The organism is Caballeronia insecticola (genome assembly GCF_000402035.1).
In the GTDB taxonomy this organism is placed as follows: Bacteria; Pseudomonadota; Gammaproteobacteria; order Burkholderiales; family Burkholderiaceae; genus Caballeronia; species Caballeronia insecticola.
Genome location: NC_021289.1, coordinates 710,709 through 728,349, shown reverse-complemented (window position 1 = coordinate 728,349; position 17,641 = coordinate 710,709). Strand labels below are relative to the sequence as shown.

Annotated in this window: 15 protein-coding genes; 13 read left to right on the top strand and 2 right to left on the bottom strand. The window is 64.2% G+C overall.

All coding sequences use genetic code 11. The annotated features are described in order from the left end of the window. Positions 1–80 precede the first annotated feature (80 nt). Positions 81–842, bottom strand: a complete 762-nt coding sequence (locus tag BRPE64_RS27930) for a class II aldolase/adducin family protein (protein ID WP_016348338.1) — start codon at positions 840–842, stop codon at positions 81–83. Between the two features lie 88 nt (positions 843–930). Continuing rightward, entirely contained in the window at positions 931–2,292 is a 1,362-nt protein-coding gene (locus tag BRPE64_RS27925) for an MFS transporter (protein WP_016348337.1), read from the bottom strand. A gap of 172 nt (positions 2,293–2,464) precedes the next feature. On the opposite strand from BRPE64_RS27925, the gene BRPE64_RS27920 reads away from it, so the two are divergent. The 13 genes from BRPE64_RS27920 to BRPE64_RS27860 all read left to right on the top strand — a co-directional run bounded on the left by BRPE64_RS27920 (position 2,465) and on the right by BRPE64_RS27860 (position 17,633). Then, on the top strand, positions 2,465–3,763 hold the full coding sequence (locus BRPE64_RS27920) for a citrate synthase (RefSeq protein WP_016348336.1): 1,299 nt from the start codon (positions 2,465–2,467) through the stop codon (positions 3,761–3,763). A gap of 288 nt (positions 3,764–4,051) precedes the next feature. Further along, positions 4,052–4,699 carry a cysteine hydrolase gene (locus tag BRPE64_RS27915; protein WP_016348335.1) on the top strand — a complete coding sequence of 216 codons (648 nt, stop codon included), beginning with the start codon at positions 4,052–4,054 and terminating at the stop codon, positions 4,697–4,699. A 106-nt stretch (positions 4,700–4,805) separates the two neighbouring features. After that, positions 4,806–5,258 (top strand): DUF2000 domain-containing protein, encoded by a 453-nt coding sequence (locus BRPE64_RS27910; protein WP_144063555.1) that lies wholly within the window; start codon positions 4,806–4,808, stop codon positions 5,256–5,258. Then, the gene (locus tag BRPE64_RS27905) at positions 5,255–5,989 is read left to right on the top strand and encodes an enoyl-CoA hydratase/isomerase family protein (protein WP_016348333.1); all 735 of its coding nucleotides are present in this window, start codon (positions 5,255–5,257) and stop codon (positions 5,987–5,989) included. The genes BRPE64_RS27910 and BRPE64_RS27905 overlap by 4 nt, the downstream gene beginning before the upstream one ends. Beyond that, positions 5,982–6,704 (top strand): NAD(P)H-dependent oxidoreductase, encoded by a 723-nt coding sequence (locus BRPE64_RS27900; protein WP_044043469.1) that lies wholly within the window; start codon positions 5,982–5,984, stop codon positions 6,702–6,704. Before BRPE64_RS27905 ends, BRPE64_RS27900 begins: the two co-directional genes overlap by 8 nt. Beyond that, positions 6,701–7,540: an AraC family transcriptional regulator gene (locus BRPE64_RS27895; RefSeq protein ID WP_016348331.1), complete on the top strand. Its 840-nt coding sequence runs from the start codon at positions 6,701–6,703 to the stop codon at positions 7,538–7,540. The genes BRPE64_RS27900 and BRPE64_RS27895 overlap by 4 nt, the downstream gene beginning before the upstream one ends. 251 nt (positions 7,541–7,791) lie before the next feature. Further along, positions 7,792–8,355 carry a cytochrome b gene (locus tag BRPE64_RS27890; RefSeq protein WP_044043467.1) on the top strand — a complete coding sequence of 188 codons (564 nt, stop codon included), beginning with the start codon at positions 7,792–7,794 and terminating at the stop codon, positions 8,353–8,355. Positions 8,356–8,675: 320 nt separating this feature from the next. Then, positions 8,676–11,312: a LuxR C-terminal-related transcriptional regulator gene (locus BRPE64_RS27885; RefSeq protein WP_016348329.1), complete on the top strand. Its 2,637-nt coding sequence runs from the start codon at positions 8,676–8,678 to the stop codon at positions 11,310–11,312. 148 nt (positions 11,313–11,460) lie between these two features. Beyond that, entirely contained in the window at positions 11,461–12,600 is a 1,140-nt protein-coding gene (locus BRPE64_RS27880) for an acyl-CoA dehydrogenase family protein (RefSeq protein ID WP_044043787.1), read from the top strand. Positions 12,601–12,626: 26 nt separating this feature from the next. Then, positions 12,627–13,814, top strand: coding sequence for a lipid-transfer protein (locus BRPE64_RS27875; protein ID WP_044043463.1), 1,188 nt, complete (start codon positions 12,627–12,629; stop codon positions 13,812–13,814). 71 nt (positions 13,815–13,885) lie between these two features. Then, on the top strand, positions 13,886–14,821 hold the full coding sequence (locus tag BRPE64_RS27870; RefSeq protein WP_016348326.1) for an SDR family oxidoreductase: 936 nt from the start codon (positions 13,886–13,888) through the stop codon (positions 14,819–14,821). A 55-nt stretch (positions 14,822–14,876) separates the two neighbouring features. Then, positions 14,877–16,430, top strand: coding sequence for an acyl-CoA synthetase (locus tag BRPE64_RS27865; protein ID WP_016348325.1), 1,554 nt, complete (start codon positions 14,877–14,879; stop codon positions 16,428–16,430). Positions 16,431–16,475: 45 nt separating this feature from the next. Further along, entirely contained in the window at positions 16,476–17,633 is a 1,158-nt protein-coding gene (locus BRPE64_RS27860; RefSeq protein WP_016348324.1) for an acyl-CoA dehydrogenase family protein, read from the top strand. The last annotated feature ends 8 nt before the right edge of the window (positions 17,634–17,641 follow it).

Genomic DNA, 17,641 nt, shown 5'->3' with positions numbered 1-17,641 from the left:
GCTCACGCCGCCGTGCGCTGGCGAAGGAAACGTACGTCGATGTAGCGTTCACGTCGCCTATGATACGTCGTCTGGTGCCCTTAGTCCCGACGCAGCGCCTCGACCTGCCGCTTCCAGAGCGTCCAGGGCCGCTCGATGACGCCAAGGTTGGTGTCGTTGCTGGCACGGCCTTCACCCTCGTCGAGATAGGTGACATCGCCGCCCAGCGCGATGGCCTTCTGCTGCATGCCTGCATTGAGCTCCGTATAGATCGCGCGATAGACGGCCGCCGGCAACGAGGGGCCCGTCGCCACGAAACCGTGACCGCGCATCAACGCGACGTCCGATGTGCCGAGCGTGTCGGCCAGCGCCTTGCCTTGGGCGCTGTTGCGCACGAGCATGTCGGTGCAGCCGAAGCAATGGCGGATGTCGAACACCGGCGAGCCGGTCGCAAGGAAGCCGGCCATGTGATAGATCGGACGCAGCCGCACCGACGATGCCGCGAACGGAATCACCGACGGCGAATGGCTGTGCACGACCGACTGCACATCGGGGCGGGCGCGGTAGATCTCGGCGTGGATCCAGGTCTCCAGATAGCGTTTGCGCGTGTCGCCATCGACGGGCTGACAATCGAAGTCGAGCGTGAGGATATCTTCGGGCTGCACCAGTTCGGGCGCCATCGACTGCGCGATCAGAAAACGGTCCGGATTGCGCGGATCGCGCACGCTCACGTGGCCGAAGCCATCGAGTACTTCGTGCTGCGCGAGGATATGGTTGGCCGCGGCGAGGTCGTCGAAGAGGCGCTGCATGTCGTGCGCGTCATGCGTGATCGGGGCGGCGGTGTAGGGCGTGTTCTGCGTCATGGTCTGTGTCGTTGCGGATAAGAATGAGATAGGGCGCGAACCTCAGGTCGAACATTTCTTCGCGCGTGAGATGTCGCGTCGGGACGGGTCAGTGTCCGAAGGCGGGCGCATCGGGCAGGTTTTCCGGGCGCTCGACGAGAAACACCAGCGCAGCGGCCGTCACGAGCGCGCCGCCCAGCACGACGAACATCGCGCCGGGGCCGCCTGTCGCCTGTTGCAGCACGCCCGAGATCGCTGGTCCGCACATGGCGCCGAAGCGCGCAATGCCGAAGAAAACGCCGACGCCGGTGCTGCGGATTTCAGTCGGGTAACTCACCGCGACGAGGTTGTTGAGAACCGTCTGCGTGCCGATCACGAACATGCCCGCCATCGCGATGACCCAGAAGAGCTGACCGCCCGTCATCACCGCGAGCATCGCGATGGCGCTCGCGCCGAGCAGCCACGCAATCGACATCGCCAGACGCCGGTTGCCGATACGGTCGGCCATGAAGCCCGAGAGCAGGCTGCCGAACGCGGAAGCGAACACCAGCAGCGAACCGTAGGCAAAACTGCTCGAAAGATTCTCGCCGCGCTTCAGCAGGATCGTCGGCAGCCAGCCCGACAATCCATACGACGAAAACAGCGAGAGCGCGCCCATCGCCCAGAAACACAGCGTCTGACGACGAAAGCGCGCGGCGAACAGCGCACGGAACGAGCCGGCCTTGACCGTCGGCGCGGGCACGACCAGTTCGGCATCGCGAAACTCCGCGGCGCGCGCCGGCCAGAAGCGCGCGAGTTGCGCGCGCACGTCGTCCTGACGGTTGCGGCTCCCGAGAAAAGCGACGGATTCAGGCAGTACGAACTGCAACGCAACGGCGAGCACCATGGCCAGCGCGCCCGTGTAATACATGCTTTGCCAGCCGAAGCGCGGCATCAGCCACGCCGCGATGAAACCGGAGCTGGTTGCGCCGCCGATCCAGCCGAGCGAGAAAAAGCCGATCGTGAAGACGTTGTTCGAACGCTTCGGGGCGATCTCGTTGATGTAGGTCACGCACATCGGCATCAACAGACCGAGCGCGATGCCCATGACGATGCGCAACGCCACGAACGAATCCAGATCGTGCGCGAACAGTGCGATGGCGAGACTCATCACGCTCGATATCCAGACGCCGGGCAGGATCACGCGACGCCGTCCGAACCGGTCGCCGAACAGCCCCGACACGGCCGAACCGATGGCAAAGCCGCCGAGCCCGCACGAAAGCAGCAAGCCGATCTGACTCGGCGACAAATGCCAGGCGGGAGCCACGTCGTGGACGATGTACGACGCGTTGTACAGATCGAAACCGTCGTACCAAAGGATCAGCGCGAGCAGGATGGCGAGGCGAAAATGAAAAGCGCCGAGCGGCGCGGCCTGCAGGGTGTCGCGCAGATCGAGTCGTTTGCGCTGAACCGGCGTCGTGTCCAGGGTCATGCGGTGTCTCCGGATATGAGTGGCTTGCCGCTCTCGCCGATACGGCGCGCGGTGCCTTTTATGGTGTTCCGAAGCCCACTTTATAGGCGCAATTTGTATTTATCAATATTGAGTTTTAAAATCAATATATCGATTTTTTTTGCGCTCCGGCGGGACTTTGGCGGGGAGGAACATGAGCGAGCGAGACTGGAACGATGTGCTCACGTGCGAGGAAGCGCTCGCGCGGCTGAACATCAAGGCGGCGACCCTGTACGCCTACGTCAGCCGTGGGCTGATTCGCGCGACGCCCGCCGAGGATGGCCGCAAGCGCCTTTATCTCCGGCGCGACATCGAACGGCTCGCCGCGCGCAAACGCGGCCGTCCGCCCACCGGCGCGGTGGCCGAATCGACATTACGTCTCGGCGATCCGGTGCTGCACTCCGCGATCACGCAAGTCACGCCGCACGGGCCGCGCTATCGCAACCGGCTCGCGGTCGATCTGGCCAACTCGGGGGCCGCGTTCGAATCGGTCGTGCATCTGCTCGCAACCGGCGTCTGGCAAAGCGGCCTCGCGGTCTGGTCGCCGCTCGCGACGCCGCCCGACGTGCTGCGCTCCTTGTCGGTCTACGAGGGCAGGGTCGTGAGCGGCGACATTGGCGCATTGCTGGGCATGGTGCCCTTTGCCCTCGCGATGCAGGGACGCGGCACGCGAGAGATTGCCGACGGCGGCGCCGTGCAGGCCGCGCGCCTGATGTTGCAGAGCATGGCGGGCTGTATCGGCTTTCTCGGGCCTGAGCAGGCATTCTGCCCGCGCGCCGACAACGAAAGCATCGCGGGTCAGATACTGCGTGCCGCCGGTGCTGCAGTCACCGCCGACACGCTGCGCGCGATCAATACGGCGCTCGTCGTGCTTGCCGACAACGAACTGGCGCCCGCGACGTTTTCGGCGCGCGTGGCTGCATCGACCAATGCGGACATCTTCAGTTGCGTGGCGGCGGCCATCGGCTCGCACATCGGCTTTTCCACCGGTACGGGCACGGAGAAGGTCGAAACGCTGCTGCTGTGCGAGCCATGGTCGGAACTGGATTCGCGTGTCGAACGCGTGCGCGAATACGGCGCGAGCCTGTTCGGCTTCAACCATCCGCTGTATCCGGGCGGCGATCCTCGTGCGGATCTGATGTTGCAGACGGCCGAACATATTGCGGCGCAACGCGATTCGGCGCCCGCCGCACGCAAGCGCGCACGCGTGACGCTCGCGTTTCTGGAGCGTATGCGACGGGAACTGGACGCGCATCCGGGCGTGTCGCTCGGCCTCGTGACGCTCGCCCGCGCATTGGGCATGCCCGACGGCTCGGCCACCGCAATCTGGATCGTGAGCCGCACGGCCGGATGGGTCGCGCACGTGATGGAGCAGCGCACGCAGGCTTTCCTGCTGCGTCCGCGAGCGAAGTACGAGATGACGCTGTCCGCTGAGAACAGCGCGGGTGCCTGAGCGTAAATCGGCCAGAAGTCTTTGTACTCTTGATGAATCAACGGAACGTCGATGTCGGCGCGTTGGCGTGGGCGTCGTCATGCATTGCGTGATTTTGGCAACGCCTGCGGATTAGGTCTATTCTCGACGCGACGCAATACGGTTGCCTTTTCGCCCGTCCGAACGGACCGGTCGCCGGATGCCGATTCTGCGTCGAAGCCCGAAGCATCGAATGCAACGCAAGCAAGCAGACGAAGGCGCGTGGCACCATCGGCGTCGAGTCATTCCGCAACTTGTCGGAGGCCCAAAGTGAACTTTGATCGAAGCGAGACGGCGGTCGTCTTCATCGACCCGCAAGTGGATGTCCTGAGCAAGAATGGCAAGAACTGGGGCGCGGTCGGAGCAAGCGTGACGGAGAACAAGACCGTAGAAAACATGCTTCGAATATTCAAGGCGGCAAAGTCGGCGAAGTACGGCGTCTTCATTTCGCCGCATTATTTCTTCCCGACGGATCGCAACTGGAAGTTCAACGGGCCGCTGGAAACCGATGAATTCGCCACCGGTACGTTTGCTCGCAGCGGTACGTTGAGCCTGGATGGTTTCGAAGGCTCCGGCGCCGACTGGCTCGACGAGTTCAAGCCGTATATCGACGACGGCGAGACGGTTGTCGTGAGTCCGCACAAGGTATTCGGTCCTCAGACCAACGATCTCGTGCTGCAACTGCGCAAGCGAGGCATTCGGCGGATCGTTCTTGGCGGCATGCTGGCCAATATGTGCGTCGAATCTCATTTGCGCGACCTGCTCGAACAAGGCTTCGAAGTGCATGTCGTCAGCGACGCCACCGCGGGGCCGCGTCATCCCGTTTGGGGCGACGGCTACAAGGCGGCGATGATCAACTACGCGTTTCTCGCGCATGGCGTCATCAGTACGGACGAAGCCGTCGCTTCGATGCAGTGAGGGGTTTGGCACGTCGTCCCGCGCGGCCCGCTGCAAAATCGTCCAATACTTTCGGTAACGAAACTCATAGCATGCTCTCCAAGGTCGATTTTTCAGGAGAGGAACGTTGCTATTGCATACCGAAGCACTCGAAGCGAACGCTCAAAAAGCGCAGCCAAAGCCGGAACGTTGTGTGATCGTCGTGGATGAAGCGCTGCCCGCCGGTCGAGCGTCGAACGCGGCCGCTGTGGTCGCGTTCACGCTGGGGCAGCGTCATAGTCATCTCGTCGGTGCGCCTTTGCTCGAACGCGATGGCACGGCGCACCCCGGCCTCATCCCCATCGGCATTCCGGTCCTGAAGGCAAGCGCGCTTCAGTTGAGCGAGCTTCGTCAAAAATCGCTCGCCCACTGTGACGTAGTGGACTTTCCCGTGCAAGGGCAGGCCACCACGGACTACGCCATGTTCCTCGATGCCATCCAGACGCACGCCGACGATGCGCTTCAGTATCTGGCGGTCGGTCTGATCGGGCCGAAGAACCGTGTCAGCAAACTGGTCGGCGGTTTATCGCTGTTTGCATGATGGACGCCCGCATTGCATCGGAGCTTATCGGGCAGATATGGACTATCGGCTTGAATCGCCCCGACAAGCGCAACGCGCTCGACGGTCTGATGTTCGACGCGCTGGCGAACTCGCTGCGCCTCGCACAAGGCGACGAACGCGTGCGCTGCGTGCTGCTGCACGGAACCGATGAAAGCTTCTGCTCGGGACACGACACCGCCGCGTTCGCCGCACTGTGGCCGCAAGCCGACGATGGTGCGGTCCGGCGATGTATCGCCGCGTTCGCCGAGCAGCCCAAGCCGCTGATTGCCGCCGTCAATGGCGCGGCGGTGGGATTCGGCGCCACGATGCTGCTACACGCCGATTGGGTCGTCGCGGGCGAAAGCGCGATCTTCCGGTTTCCGTTTTCCGATCTCGGCATCGTGCCCGAAGCGGGGGCGACCGCGTTGCTGGCGCGCAGAATAGGCGATCTCGCCGCACGCGACTGGCTGATGAGCGGCCGCGCGATAACGGCATCGGAAGCCTTGCAGCGCCGATTCGTTTCCCGCGTCGTACCGGACGCGGACGTGCGCGCGGTTGCAAATGACTACGCGCGGCGCCTCGCCGCCAAATCGCCGAATGCGCTGCAGACCACGCGGCGTTTGATTCTTGACGGCGCCACGTTACCGGCAAAAGAGGCGATCGAGCGAGAGTTTTTTCATCTCAATGCCTTCATCCCGGCGTGCATCAGGAGACCGATTCCTCATGGCTAAAGTGCATCTTGTTCACGCTCATCCCGAGCCCCGTTCGTTCTGTTCGGCAATGGCCCGCGAAGCAGAACGCACACTGACGTCGCGCGGTCACGATGTGAGCTTTTCGGACCTGTATGCGCTGAATTTCGATCCCGTGGTTCGCGCGAGCGAGTTCACCGAACGCGCTAACAGCGACTATCTCGTCTATGCCTTGGAGCAGCGTCACGCGCTGGAGCACGATGCGCTTTCACCCGACGTGCAGCGAGAAGTCGACGCGCTGCTCGCCAGCGATACGCTCATGCTGGTGTTCCCGCTCTACTGGTTCTCGGTGCCCGCGCTGATCAAAGGCTGGATCGACCGATGCTTCCTGTCGGGCGCAATGTATGGCGGCAAGCGCATCTACGGACGCGGCGGCATGACGGGCAAGCGCGCCGTGATTGGCGTAAGCCTCGGGGGACGGGAACACATGTTCGGTCCGCAAGGCATTCATGGCGAACTCGCGAGCGGCATGCTGCGTCATCTGCTGCAAGGCACGTTGGGATATGTGGGTTATGACGTGCTCGAACCGTTCTTTGCGTGGCACGTTCCCTATTGCGCGGACGCCGAGCGCGCCGACACGCTGGCGCGCTGGTGCGGCTTCGTCGATAGCCTCGAGGCGCAGCCACGTATGACGATGCCGCGGATCGAGGCCTATGATGACGTGTTCAGAGCACTTCCACGGACGGTTTCATCATGAAAGCTGCATCGACGATTCGTTCGGTCAAGGTCTGGCGCGCGCCCGACGTCATGGACGCCGTCATGCTGAAGGGCCAGTTCGTCGGCCATCGATATCCGCCGCACGCACACGATACGCATTGCCTCGCGGTGATTACCGGCGGTGAACTGGCGGTCGACGTTCGAGGGCAGCGGCGCGTATGCAAGCGCGGCGATGTTGTCGTTGTCGTTGTCGATGCCGACGTCGTGCATTCAGGCGCCGCCGCCGGTGACGGCACATGGAAGATGCGCGTCGAGCACGTGCAGCCTGCGGAACTCGCGGCCTACTGTGAGCGGCTCGGCATTCCGCGGCGCGAGCGATTCGAACTGGCGAGTCCGTTTATCGTCGATGCGGAACTGTCGCGCCATCTCTATGGCGTGAACTGGTGCTCCGAAACAGACGACGATCCCTTCAAGCGCAGTGAAGCGCTGGCCTGCGCGATCGTCGGCCTGCATGCGCGCAGGCCCGGGCGCGCGGGCGATCTGCCCGTGGTGCGCAGCGAGCCGGCGCTGGTGCGTGCGATCAGACGCCGTTTGCGCGAAGACCTTCACGCGAAGGTGACGTTGTCTACGCTCGCCGCCGAATTCGGCGTCACTCCGTTCGTGCTTTTGCGCGCGTTCGTGCGCGAAGCGGGCCTGAGTCCACATGCATTCCAGCAGCAGGAGCGCTTACGTGCAGCAATGCCGATGCTCCGCAAAGGCAGGCCGATTGCAGAGGTCGGCGCTAGAACCGGCTTTGCGGATCAGTCGCACTTCACGCGCGTCTTCAAGCAGTTGACCGGCGTGACGCCGAAGGTTTATCAGTCCGCGTTTTCGTGATGTCAAGCTCGTCGCAAGATGAAGCCGCCATCGACGGGATTGGACTGACTCGTTACGTAGCGCGAGGCATCGCGGCAGAGCCACAGGAACACGTCGGCGTTCTTTTGCTGCGTCTCATACCGACTCTCGACGCGAACACGCCCTGAATGGCGTGTGGCTTCTTTAAACGACCCTAAGCTTGTGTTAAGGAAAGGGGGCAGATAGTAGCGGCCTTCGGCCTTCAAACCTACAGTCGTGATAAGAGGTATTACATGAGAAACGATTCGCAACTCGTGTACAACGCGCCGGCACGCGTGTTTCACTGGCTAACTGCGGGATTGCTTCTTGTTCAGTTTGTGCTCGCCTGGTCCATGCCCGAGGTCCATCGCGATACAAAGCCAGTTGGCCTGATCGCCTGGCATCTGGGCGTCGGCGTGGTCATCTTACTGCTTGTTTTAGTCCGTCTTACCTGGAGAGTCGCGCACCCGGCGCCACCCGAACCAGCGACGTCACCCCGTGTCATGCGAACGCTTGCTGGATTGACTCACATCGCGCTCTACGCGCTTCTGATCGTCCTGCCGCTGATGGGATGGGCCAACGCTTCGTCACGCGACTGGCCCGTTGCGCTGTTTGCCAGGATTCCCCTGCCGTATCTGTCGTCACCGGGTTCGCGGTTCGGCCACGCACTGGGCGACTGGCACGCCAATCTCGCCTGGGTGCTGCTTGCGCTGGTCGTGCTGCACGTTTGCGCGGCTATATATCATCACCTCGTCTTGCGAGACGGGACGTTGATCCGAATGCTGCCGACGAGTCGAGACAGCAAGTCGACCTCCTGATTAGTACGGTCGAAGCAATCCTGCACCCGGCATCCCGGAACCGGAGACGCATCCGGACCTAAAAGACCACCACCCACCCGCATCGGGTGGGTGACCCGCGCTTCGCTTCGAAGTATCGCGTGGCGAATCTATACTCGGTCGACCACACTTCTCTGCGAGTGCACGTGTCGTCTGACCTTGCGCACGATCCCGGCCTCTTTCGTTTTCCGAGCATGTCCGATTTCGCAGAATATCCATTAGATTTGGGCGTCCCGCCCGAACGCTCCTTCGACGCCGTATCGAGCGGAAGGTCCATACCGCCTCGTTGTGCACGGCAACTCATGCCGCGCGAAGCCTTGATGGCCCGTCTGCTCGAAGCGCGCCGGCATCGTTGCGTCGTCGTGCAGGGCCCGGCCGGCAGCGGCAAGACCAGCACGATGCTGGCGCTGCGGCAGTCGATGCTCACACTCGACTTCGACGTCGCCTGGCTCTCGCTCGCTCCCGAAGACGACGACCTGACCGCGTTCTTCCACGGTTTGCTGGCAAGCCTGGCGACCGTCGATCCGGCAATCGTGCGCGAAGCCGAATTGCTGGTCGGACGCAAGAGCGACGAAACTGCCGTCGAACATTGGGTCATCACGCTCGTACGCGGCATCGCTCGCCGCAAGCGCGAACTGGTGATGATGCTCGACGACGTTCACTGCCTTCAGAACCCCCGCATCGTCGAAGCCTTGCACTGGCTGGTGGACTACGCGCCGCCGCAGCTTCACATCGTGCTGGCATCGCGGCGTTCGCTGCCCGTCTCGCTGGCGCGTCTGCGTTCGCAAGGTCTGGCGACCGAGTTCGATCGTCATGACTTGCGTTTTTCGGCCGAGGAATCGGAGCGGTTCTTGCGCGAGCAACTTGGCGAGATCGCCCGGCGCGACGCGCGAACGGTGCATGAACTGACGGACGGCTGGGCGGCTGGCTTGCAGTTGTTCGCGATCGACCTGAAGACGCGCAAAGGCAGCGCCTTCGCGCCCGCGACCGTGCGCGATGCCGAAACCTTCGCCCATTACTTCGAACGCGAAGTGCTGGTCCGGCTCGCAGCCGAGGATCTGCTTCTGCTCACGCGTGCCGCGCTGTGCGAGCGATTTTGCGCGCCGCTTTGCGCAAGCCTGCTGCGGCATGCAGGCACCGTTGTGGACGTCGCCTCCAGACTCAGTCGCCTGGAAGACGACAACCTGTTCATCACGCGCAGCAGTGTCGGTCAGGACGGCGACACCTGGTATCGCCTGCATCCTCTGCTGCGCGAGGTTTTGCAGCGCCGGGTTGCCGGGCTGCCGGCCACGGAACTGCGCGAACTGCACGCGGCGGCGTGGCAATGGCTCGATGCGCACGGCCACGTCGATGAAGCCGTGCATCATGCGGTGCTGGCGGACAACGCGCAGGCCGCCGGCGATCTCGTCGAAGGATGCGCGCACGATCTGCTCGCGCGCGGCGAGCTTCGCCAGCTTGCCGGTCTGGTGCGACGTCTGCCGCCGGCGCAGATCGAGGAGCGCTTCGATCTGCGCGTGATCGCCGCGTATCTGCATATGTACGCCGGTGAAACCGACGCGCTGATGCAGAGCATTCGGGAAATCGCCGCACTGAGCGAGCGACCGGATCCGCGTCGGCGTTATGCGCTCGCGCTGCTTCGCGGCGGCGTCGCGCTACAACGGGACGATACGGATCTCGTCGTCGCGCTATTGCCTGAATTGCAGCGCGTGCCGCCCGGCGCGGACGATTTCACGCGGGTCGCGCGCGCCAATATCCTTTCGTGGATGTTCATTCATCGCGGCGAGCATGAGCAGGCCCGCAAGGTTCTGGAGGAAGGCGCGGCACATGGCGGCGCGCCGCGCGGCATTCTGCTCGGTCGTTGCATGGGCGGCATGACGCATGCCGCCGAAGGCCAGGTATTGCTCGCCGAGCGCGTGTTCCGCGACGTGCTCGTGCAGGCGGAACAGCAGGGGCAGGCGTACGTCGGCATCGCGTGCATGGCGGCGGCGTTGCTGGGCGAGGCGCTCTACGAACTCAGCGACGTCGATGCTTCACTGCGTCTGCTGGACGAACGCATCGACGTGCTCGGGCGCGTGTCGATTCCCGATACGGTCCTGCGTGCGTTGATCGTGCTCGCCCGCGCGCACTGGTTCGCGGGACGCCGCATCGATGCGCGCGCGTGTCTCGACCGGCTCGAAGAACACGCGAAACGTCACGGCGTGGATCGTCTGCTCGCCAACGCATTGTGCTTGCGTACGCGCTGGCTGCTGGAAGAAGGCCGCCCCGATGAAGCCGAAAAAACGGTCGCGCGCTGCGAAGCGCTGGCGGCGCGGTATGCGGGCGCGGTGCGCAGCACAGCTTGGGAAATCAGCGTGTGCGCCGATCTCGCGCGCATCCGCATGTGTCTGCATCTGAACGATTTCGAAGGCGCCATGCGTCGCCTGAAGCCGCTTCACGCGCTGTCCGAAGCGGGCGGCCGATGGTGTCGCGTGGCCGGTCTGCGCGTGCAGATGTCGATTGCCGAGAAGGGCCGCCACAACCATCAGGCGTCGCGCGAGCATTTGATCGGAGCCTTGCGCGTGGGTCATCGGCTCGGTTTGATGCGCAGCCTGCTGGACGAACTCGGCGAATACCGGCATATGCTCGGCGGCTTGCCGCTCGAGCCGGACTTCGACCCCGTGCTTGGCTTCTATGCGCAGCGGCTGATCGACGCCGCACAGGCAGCGGCATCTGACGAACCGCACACGGCGGAAATGCACGCGCCGATCCAGTCGCTGAGCGAGCGCGAAAACGAAGTGCTGGGTCTGCTCGCGCTCGCGCTGCCCAACAAGAAGATCGCACGCGTGATGGACGTGTCGCTCGATACGGTGAAGTGGCATCTGAAGAACATCTACCGGAAGCTGGAAGTGACGGGCCGCGATGGCGCCGTCGCAAGGATGCGCGACGCCGCTGCACGCTAACTCCCACCCGCCGATCCCACTCCACGAGGGTAGGCTTGCACACGCTTCCTGCCGCGCACAATGCCTTCACGAAAGCAGCCAGCCGACCATGCCGACGATGCCGGACCGGCCCGCGCTGCGAACGCAATCAATCGATGAGGAGCGTCCGGTGGAAGTCAAGCGTAATGTCTATCGCGAGGATCACGAAATGCTGCGTGATACCGCGCGGCGTTTTTTCGAACGCGAGTGCCTGCCGCGTCAGGCTCAGTGGGACGAAGCCGGGTGCGTCGATCGCGAAACCTGGCTCAAGGCCGGCCGCGAAGGCCTGCTGTGTGTGACGGTGCCGGAGGAATACGGCGGCGGCGGCGGCGATTTCGGGCATTCGGCCATCGTCGCGGAAGAGCTGCATCGCGCGGGTGTGTCGGGCTTCAGCTATTCCGTGCATTCCGACATCACCGCGCCGTATATCGCGCGCCTCGGCACGGAAGAACAGAAACGCAAGTGGCTGCCGCCGATCTGCCGCGGCGAAAAAATTCTCGCGATCGCGATGACCGAGCCCGGCACCGGCTCCGATCTGAAATCGATCCGCACCACGGCCGTACGCGACGGCGACGACTACGTCATCAACGGCAGCAAGACCTTCATTTCGAATGGCCTGAACTGCGACATGGTGGTCGTGGTCTGCAAGACGGATCCGTCGGCGGGTGCGAAGGGCGTGAGCCTCATCATGGTCGAAACCGACCGCGCAGGATTCCGCCGTGGCCGCAAGCTGGAGAAAGTTGGCCAGGCCGCCGCCGATACCGCCGAACTCTTCTTTGATAACGTCCGCGTACCCGCGAGCAACCTGATCGGCAACGAGAACGGCGGCTTCATCCATCTGATGGAAGAGCTTCCGCAGGAGCGGCTCATCATCGCGGTGTATTGCGCGGCGAAGCTGGAGCGGCAACTCGAACTGACGCTGCAATACGTGAAGGACCGCCGCGCGTTCAATCAGACCGTGTGGGACTTCCAGAACACCAAATTCAAACTGGCCGACGTGAAGGCGCAAGCCGTTGCGGTCCGCACGCTGGTCGATTACTACATTCGCGAGCACATGGAGCGCAAGCTCACGTTGCAGGAAGCGGCGATCGCCAAGCTCTTCGCGACCGAAGCGATGTGGAAGTGCATCGACGAAATGGTGCAGCTGCATGGCGGCTACGGCTACATGCTGGAATATCCGATCGCCCGTGCGTTCGCCGACATGCGTGTAACACGCATCTTCGGCGGCACCAGCGAAGTGTTGCGCGATCTGATCTCGCGCAAGCTTTGAGTTCTCCTACCTTTCGAGGCAGCAACATGAGCGAAAAAGTACTGGTGGCAGGCGTCGGCATGATTCAATTCGCCAAGCCGGGCGCAAGCCAGAGCTACACCGAAATGGGCGCCGAAGCGACCCGCCGCGCGCTGGCCGATGCCGGCATCGCCTACGATCTCGTCCAGCAAGCGTTCGCCGGTTACGTGTACGGCGACTCCACTTGCGGGCAAACCGCCTTGTACGAAGTGGGCATGACGGGCATTCCGATCGTCAACGTGAACAACAACTGCTCGACGGGTTCCACCGCGCTCTATCTGGCGCGCCAGGCGATCGCCACCGGCGACGCGGACTGCGTGCTCGCGCTCGGCTTCGAGCAGATGCAGGCCGGCGCGTTGAAGTCGCACTGGGACGACCGGCCCGTGACGCGCGCGCGCTTCGTGCCGATCATGCACGGCCTGACCGCCGACCTCGCGCATCTGCCGCAGGCACTGCGCACTTTCGGCGGCGCGGGACGCGAACATATGCAGCGCTACGGCACCCGCATGGAAACCTTTGCGGCGGTACGCGCGAAGGCGAGCCGCCACGCGGCGAACAACCCGCTCGCGTTGTTTCGCAAGCAAGTGACGACCGAAGACGTGATGAACGACACGGTGCTGATGCCCGGCGTGATGACGCGTCTGATGGCCTGTCCGCCCACGTGCGGCGGCGCGGCGGCGATCCTCGTGTCGGAGAAGTTTGCCCGCAGGCACAACCTGCGCACCGATGTGCAGATCGTCGCGCAGGCGCTGACTACCGATCCGCCCGCATCGTTCGATCCGCCGTCGATGCTCAACTACGTCGGCACGCACATGACGCGCTCGGCCGCGAACAAGGTCTACGAGCAGGCCGGGATCGGACCGGAAGACATCGACGTGTGCGAACTGCACGACTGCTTCGCGCACAACGAGGTCATCTGCTACGAATCGCTCGGGTTCTGCCCGGAAGGCGGCGCGGACAAATTCGTCAGCGACGGCGACAACACATACGGCGGCAAGGTCGTGGTCAATCCGTCCGGCGGTCTGCTCTCGAAGGGACATCCGCTGGGCGCGACAGGTCTTGCGCAATGTTACGAGCTGACGCATCAGTTGCGCGGCAGCGCCGACCGTCGGCAAGTGCAGGGCGCAAAGCATGCGCTTCAGCACAATCTCGGACTCGGCGGCGCGTGCGTCGTGACCTTGTACGGCAAGCACTGAAGCTCCGGCGCGCAAGGCGTCACGGCGCGCCGCGTGCCAACTTGAATCGCACACAGCATTGAGGATTAGCCATGCAACAGCTTTGCAAGGACCGCGTCGTCATCATCACCGGTGCGGGGCGCGGCCTCGGGCGCGAATACGCGCTTGAGTTTGCCCGGCAGGGTGCGAAGGTCGTCGTCAACGATCTCGGCGGCAACGGAGACGGCTCCGGCGCCGCGAGCGGCCCCGCACTCGACGTCGTCGCCGAAATCGAAGCGCTCGGCGGCCAGGCTGTCGCGAACTTCGACGACGTCGCCGACTGGAACGGCGCAAAACGCATGATCGACACGGCCATTTCCGCATTCGGCGGACTCGACGTGCTGGTCAACAACGCCGGCATCCTGCGCGACCGCACGCTCGCCAACATGAGCGAAGACGACTGGGACTCGGTGATTCGCGTGCACATGCGCGGCACCTTTGCGCCGTCGCGTCACGCCGCAGCTTACTGGCGCGACGAGGCGAAAGCGGGACGCGCGCGGGTCGGGCGGCTCATCAATACGAGTTCGTCGTCGGGGCTGTACTGCAATCCGGGTCAGGCCAACTACGGCGCGGCGAAAGCGGGCATCGCGGCGATGTCGGTGATTGCGGCGCGCGAACTCGAACGCTACGGCGTGACGGTCAACGCGATCTATCCCACGGCGATGAGCCGCCTCACCGAAGACATCTTCGCGGTCCGCCGCGACGAATTCACCGCGGGCGCGGCGCCCGGCTTCGATCCGCTCGACGCGGGCAACGTCGCGCCTTTGGTCGCATGGCTCGGCAGCGCGGCATCGAGCGGCATCACCGGACGGGTGTTCGGCGTGCGCGGCGGTCGCATCACGGTGGCCGAAGGCTGGAGCGCCGGTCCGCGCATCGAAAAGCAGGGACGCTGGGATGCGGCCGAGCTTGGCGCGCTGATCCCGCAACTGGTGGAGCAGGCCGCGCCGAACGCGCTGACCTCGGGCGAGATTCCGGTAGCGGTGGCGTAGGCGCTCGAACCGTCTCGAACCGTCGCTAACCGTCTCGAAGCGCAGGAGAGCGTGCATGATCAAAATCCCGAAGTACCTCGGCGACCACGCGGCGCTGACTCCCGACAAGCCCGCGGCGATCAACAGCACCACCGGCGACGTGCTCACCTACCGCGAACTCGACGAGCGTTCCAATCGCTTCGCGCAGTGTCTGCACGCAATCGGGCTGAGGCGCGGCGACCACATCGCGATGGTGCTCGAGAACAACATCCGCTGCTTCGAAGTGTGCTGGGCAGCGTTGCGTTCGGGCTTGCTGATCACGCCGGTCAACCGCTTCCTGACCGCGTCGGAGGCGGCGGGCATCATCGCGGATAGTCAAGCGCAGGCCGTGGTCAGTTCGTATGCGATGCGTGAGCTTGCGGCCGAACTGACCGGCATGATGCCGACCTGCGGCCTGCGCCTGATGATCGACGGCACCATTGCCGACTGGAGCAGCTACGAAGCGGTGACCGGCCGCTACCCGGCAACGCGCCTGACCGACGAATGGCTCGGCGCGATGATGATCTACAGCTCGGGCACGACCGGCCGCCCTAAAGGCATCATTCGCGCGCAGCCGCAGGGGCGCGTCTCGGACGGCTCCGGCTCCGCGCGTCGGCCGCAGTTCGAGCGTTATGGCTTCGACGCGCAAACGGTCTATCTCTCCCCGGCGCCGCTCTATCACACCGCGCCGCTCGGCTACGGGATCGAGACGCAGTTCGGCGGCGGCACCGTGGTGTTCATGGAAAAGTTCGATCCGCTCGACGCATTGCGGGCAATCGAGCGTTATCGCGTCACGCACAGCCAGTGGGTGCCGACCATGCTGATCCGCCTGCTCAAGCTCGCTCCCGCGCAGCGCGCTGCGTTCGACCTGTCGAGTCATCGGGTGGCGATCCACGCGGCCGCGCCGTGTCCGCAAGAAATCAAGCGGCGGATGATCGACTGGTGGGGGCCGATCATCGAAGAGTATTACTCGTCCACCGAAGGCAATGGCGTGACCACGCTCAACACCGAAGAGTGGCTCGCGCATCCGGGCTCGGTCGGGCGCGCGTTGCTCGGCGTGATCCATATCTGCGACGAAGAAGGCAACGAACTGCCAACGGGGCAAGACGGCGTCGTCTACTTCGAACGCGACCACTTGCCTTTTCACTATCACAACGATCCCGACAAGACCCGTGCCGCACAGCATCCGCGTCATCCGGCGTGGACGGCGGTCGGCGATATCGGCCATGTCGATGGCGACGGCTATCTGTATCTCACCGACCGCCAGGCGTTCATGATCATTTCGGGCGGCGTCAACATCTATCCGCAAGCGATCGAAGACGCGCTCGCCGTGCATCCCGACGTGCAGGACGCCGCCGTGATCGGCGTGCCCGACGCCGAAATGGGCGAGCAGGTCAAGGCGATCGTCGAGCCGGTGCCGGGCGTCGTGCCATCGGATGCGCTTGCGGACGCGCTGCTCGCGTATCTGCGCACGCGCGTGGCGCGCTACATGGTGCCGCGCTCGATCGACTTCATCGACACGATGCCGCGCCTGCCCACCGGCAAGCTCTACAAGCAGGCGCTGCGCGAGCGTTACGCCGGGCAAGCCTGACGCGCGCATGCAGAACGCCGACCAAAAAACAATCTGGAGCGAGACGTGAACAACCTGCTGGATGCTTTCCACCTGACGGCGCTGCCCGCCGAGGCCGAGGCCTTTCGCGCGCAAGTGAAGCAGTTTCTCGATGAACACTTGCCGTCCGCGCCCGCCGATGTACGCGCCCGCTCGTGGATGGGCTTCGACGCCGACTTCAGCCGCCGCCTTGCCGCGCGCGGCTGGATCGGGCTGACGCTGCCGGCGAGCTACGGCGGCGCGGGCATGGACGCGTTCCGCCGCTTTGTGCTGGTCGAGGAACTGCTGGCCGCGGGCGCGCCCGTCGCCGCGCACTGGATTGCCGACCGTCAGAGCGGTCCGTTGATCCTGCGCTACGGCACCGAGGCGCAGAAGGACTTCTACTTGCCGCGCATCTGCGCCGCGCGCGCGTTTTTTTGCATCGGCATGAGCGAGCCCGACGCGGGTTCCGATCTCGCGAGCGTGCGCACGCGCGCGGTGCGTTGTGACGGCGGCTGGCGTCTCACCGGACGCAAGATCTGGACGACCAACGCGCAGCATTGCCAGTACATGATCGCGCTCGTGCGTTCGTCGGGCGCGCCGGAAGATCGGCAGAAGGGCTTGTCGCAATTCATCGTCGATCTGTCGTTGCCGGGCGTTCACGTGCGGCCGATCGTCGATCTCGCCGGCGACGCGCACTTTTCGGAAGTGACCTTCGACGACGTATTGCTCGCCGACGATGCCTTGATCGGCGACGAAGGCGCTGGCTGGGAACAGGTCACGGCCGAACTCGCGTTCGAACGCAGCGGACCGGAGCGGCTTTATTCGAGCGTCGTGCTGCTCGATTGCTGGCGCGCACAGTTGCGCCGTCACGGCACGGGCGAAGCCGAGCTTGCGTTGCTCGGCGGCTTCGCGACGCAACTGGCCACGTTGCGCTGTCTGTCGATCGCGATCACGGCGCGGCTCGCGCGCGGCGAGAGCCCGGTGGTCGAGGCGGCGCTCGTCAAGGACATCGGCACCGAGTTCGAGCAGGCGATTCCCGCGCAACTCGAAGCCATGCTCGGCGCGAATCCCGCACGCACCGTGGACCCCGAGCTGTATCGCACGGTGGCCTACCTGAGCCAGATTTCACCGACGTTCTCGCTGCGTGGCGGCACGCGCGAAGTGCTGCGCGGCATGATCGCGCGCGGACTGGGCCTGCGCTAACCATCCGG